Origin of the sequence: Vibrio sp. V10_P2A27P122 (assembly GCF_963874335.1) — a bacterium.
Taxonomy (GTDB): Bacteria; Pseudomonadota; Gammaproteobacteria; order Enterobacterales; family Vibrionaceae; genus Vibrio; species Vibrio anguillarum.
In genome coordinates this window covers 1-3,626 of sequence record NZ_CAWNHY010000162.1, presented here as the reverse complement: position 1 = coordinate 3,626, position 3,626 = coordinate 1, and the positions used below count along the sequence as shown (strand labels likewise).

Genomic DNA, 3,626 nt, shown 5'->3' with positions numbered 1-3,626 from the left:
TATTAGCACAGCAGCCAGAATACATTCAGCGCAGTGAACGCAATGTACAACTACTGCCAGCACTCAACGCGAGTCGCCATTTGTCCACGCAAGAGCAATACTTAGCTTGGAACGAGTTGGTTGGCGAACAAGGAGCACAGCGGTTAACGCAGCTTAGTGAACAACGAGAGCAGTTTTCTCAGCATCTCGAAAACTATCTACAACAGCGTTCGGCGGTGCTTGAAAATACGCGCTTGAGCCAAGATGAAAAAAATCAGCAAATTACGCAACTGCGTACCCAAACGTTTGAGGTCAAACAACTCAAACGCGTCGAGGCGTTGGAAAGGTTAAGTGATCAATCGCTTTAATTCTGTTTATCCAATAAAGAAGAGCGCGACCGAAGCCGCGCTCAAGTTCTCTAAGAGAAAATAGAATAGGTGGTTACAAATTCACCACAATGGTGTTAGTCACTGTTGCACCTTTGTCATCCATCACTTTAATTTTCACTTCATGTTTTCCAGAGCTTGGGAAAATGGCGGTGAAGAGTTTGCCACGTTTTATTTTTCCATTCGGCAGGGTCCATTCCGTATCGACAATTCGCCCATCGCTATCGCTGCTGGTTGACCACATTGTTACCCAGCGTCCAAGGTGGATGTACTTAGCACTGGCTTGTGGTAATGCGTTAGGCACTTCAACCTGTATTGTGCGCGTAGTGGTGTTGGCTGCGCCTTTATCATCCGTTACGGTTAGGCTTACTGTGTATTGCCCTGCTTTGGTGTAGCTCCAGCTTGGCGCCATTTCGCTGCTCATTTGGCCGTTACCAAAACCCCATGCGTAACTGACTAGCTCGCCATCTTCATCATGGCTGTAGTTGAGAGCACTGACAGATAAACCGTCGGTTTTAAGCTCAAAGTTGGCGACAGGAGCTTGGTTTTGTTCGCTGACTTTTGATAAGCGAATTACGCCGTACTCATTGTCTTGGCCTTGGTTGAGGATGTCGATCATCAAGCCAAATTCCGTTAACTTACGTCCAGCATCTGGTACTAATGGTGAGCTGTAATCCGCGCCATCAGAGAAATTACCATTACCGATTAAGCTTGTGTCTTCGAGCACATCACCATCGGCAGCGACTAAACGTAGAGGTGTTTGATCTTGCAATGAGAAGGTTGCATCTCGCACTTGGAAGCGCGTTTGTGCGGTCTCACCGGTTTTTGACCAAACCAATGCGTTTTGATCCGCATCGACGACACCTAACCAACCTTCACCTGGGTGGTTACCTACCCAGTTATCCGTGTAAGATTCATCCACATACCAAACCAGTAGGCCGGGTTCGAAAGTCATCAACTGGCCCATGCGTTTGATATTGGCTAAGCCTTGGTCGACGTCATTGTGGCTACGCCATTGCAGTAAATAATAGTGTGGAGCTTCATGGAAGCCATTGTTGGTGGTGTAACCTTTAAAGGCGAAGGTGGATGTTCCTTCGGCATCATCAATAAGGGTTTGCTGCCCGTCGACCTCTAACTGTAGGTTATCAAGGTAAAGACCTTCCATGGCTAAGCCGCCATCAGTGACATAGTCAAAGCTGAGTGTCACTTCTTGGCCTGCCCACTGGGAGACGTCAAATATCGCATCAACCCAGCCATCCGACTGACCAGCAATAGCAGGTACAAGCCCTGTATTGTACGGGTCATCCATGGTGGTGATGTTACCAGCAATCGCTTTACCATTGATCAGTACGCGTGCAAAGTCGTAGTCTTTTTCAATCTGATACCATGCTTTAAAATTCAGCGTAGCTTGTTCACCTGTAGGGATAGAAAGCTTACGAGACATGCTATTTTTCAGATCATCGCCTCGGTTTGAATAAAAAGCGGACGAACCTTGATAAGGCTTCACTCCATCAACACGTTTCAGTGGTAAATCAATCTTCACCATATTTGGTCGAGCATTGTCAGTGGTTTGGAATAGGGTAAATACGCGAGGATTTTTCTCTAACTCTGCAATCGAAATTTGATCGTCATTGATCCAACGACCACCGACCGCTTTTTGTAAGAACTGTTTAGACCAAGAGCTGAATGCCGTCGGTTGTGTTCCGCCAATTTTTCCGGCCCAACTGCCAGAAGACATGATGGACCAATAAGAAACTGGCTCACCTTTACCTGTGTATTGGGTATCGTATTCGTCAGGCAAACCTAAATCGTGGCCATACTCGTGTGCGCAAACCCCAGCGGCCGCATCAATCGGTTGCATGGTGTAATCAAAGGCGGCATATTGGCCGTTAAAGCGATCTGGAAGCGTACTTTTTGTGCCTTGAAGGACATAAGGTTGGCCGAGATTATAACGGTGGGACCATATGGCGTCAGGTCCAAGCACACCGCCGCCGGCTTCTTCACCAACGGATGCATGGAACACCATCAAGTGATCGATTACGCCGTCCGGTTCGCGGAAGTTGCCATTACCATTGTAATCGTAACGATCTTCAATATCGTAATCGGCCAGATTAATACTAGGGTCTTGCGCCAGTTGGTTCAGTGCTTCGCGCACCAACTCTTGCGCATTCATATCTTTGTCTGTTGTTGCAGAGTTGCCCCCGTAAAACGCGGCGTTTTTAGACGCGCGATACCAACCTGCGGCTTGCCCGGCCACACTGTAGCTTTGCCCAGACTCGCTTTCATAATACTGACGCATCGAGATGAAATTTTCTCCATTAGGGCCTGCATAGCCCGCATCGGAAAAAAGCAGATCTTGATAGTGAGGTGGATTGTAGCTGGCATAGAGCATTTCAGTATGCTCTTTGGTCAGGCGGTTATCGTTCCAAGGTAAATCGGGAAAATCAATTAAAAGCGCTAATACCTTATCGGTGCGTTTGGTGCTGATATCGAGAGCAAAAACGCTGGCTTTTTGGTGGCCTTTTTGTTTTTCAATGGTCTTTAATACCCGTGCGCGTTGCTCAAGAGCTTGCTTACCAAATTGCGCATCACCGTGGAAGCCCGATTTGATTTTCTGCTCTAAATAACGATCCAAGGCATCGCGCTTGATTGCATCGGTAGCATTGCCATCCACAACACCGTTACGCACTAACATTTCAATGAGTTTATCTTCATTGACTACCCCTAAATCAATCGGGGTGTGCGCATAAGCACTGACGTTAAATAGTGTTACCATTGCTGACGCAAGCAAGGTTTTCCTTATGTGTTTCATCTGCTTTCCTTATTTTTCTTTCTGTATTTATGGTATTAACAATTTCACTGAACTGATTTCCATACGACTGAGCGCTATAGAGAATAAATGGCTTTCATCGCCATAAAATAGAATTCATGGACGCAATGAGTGGCTGGTATATTCTTATCTAGGCAAGTTTTCTGAGTGTTATTCAGTGAAGATTGAACAGGTGATTTAGTCGCTCTTCGGCGGAGAAATACACGCTTCTTCTTGATGAGTTGTCGAATTGAGAGACTTTTCTTTGTGGTGTTTTCTTTGTAGATAAAGGGCAAGTGCTTGTTGTTGCTGTTCTGATGTCAGCCCTTCACATATCACACCTCGTTCGATTAATGAGGCGAGCAACCGTTCATCATCAACTGAAGATTGAGCAAGGCTAATTGATGAGTAACTAATTAATAAAAAATAAATTAAATGTTTCACAGTATATC

At 45.9% G+C, this 3,626-nt stretch carries 3 protein-coding genes; 1 reads left to right on the top strand and 2 read right to left on the bottom strand.

All coding sequences use genetic code 11. The annotated features are described in order from the left end of the window. A partial coding sequence (locus AACQ17_RS07635; RefSeq protein WP_276206505.1) for a lipase secretion chaperone occupies window positions 1-347 on the top strand: 347 nt, incomplete at its 5' end. A gap of 73 nt (window positions 348-420) precedes the next feature. Here the strand turns inward: AACQ17_RS07635 and AACQ17_RS07630 are convergent. Together AACQ17_RS07630 and AACQ17_RS07625 are read right to left on the bottom strand one after the other, a co-directional pair. Then, window positions 421-3,177: an immune inhibitor A domain-containing protein gene (locus AACQ17_RS07630; protein ID WP_094147600.1), complete on the bottom strand. Its 2,757-nt coding sequence runs from the start codon at window positions 3,175-3,177 to the stop codon at window positions 421-423. Window positions 3,178-3,372: 195 nt separating this feature from the next. After that, window positions 3,373-3,618: a hypothetical protein gene (locus AACQ17_RS07625; protein WP_017043657.1), complete on the bottom strand. Its 246-nt coding sequence runs from the start codon at window positions 3,616-3,618 to the stop codon at window positions 3,373-3,375. Between the last annotated feature and the right edge of the window lie 8 nt (window positions 3,619-3,626).

Excerpts from the sequence above, each read along its gene's own strand:
- AACQ17_RS07630 (WP_094147600.1), bottom strand. The coding sequence starts at position 3,177 with ATGAAACACATAAGGAAAACCTTGCTTGCGTCAGCAATGGTAACACTA.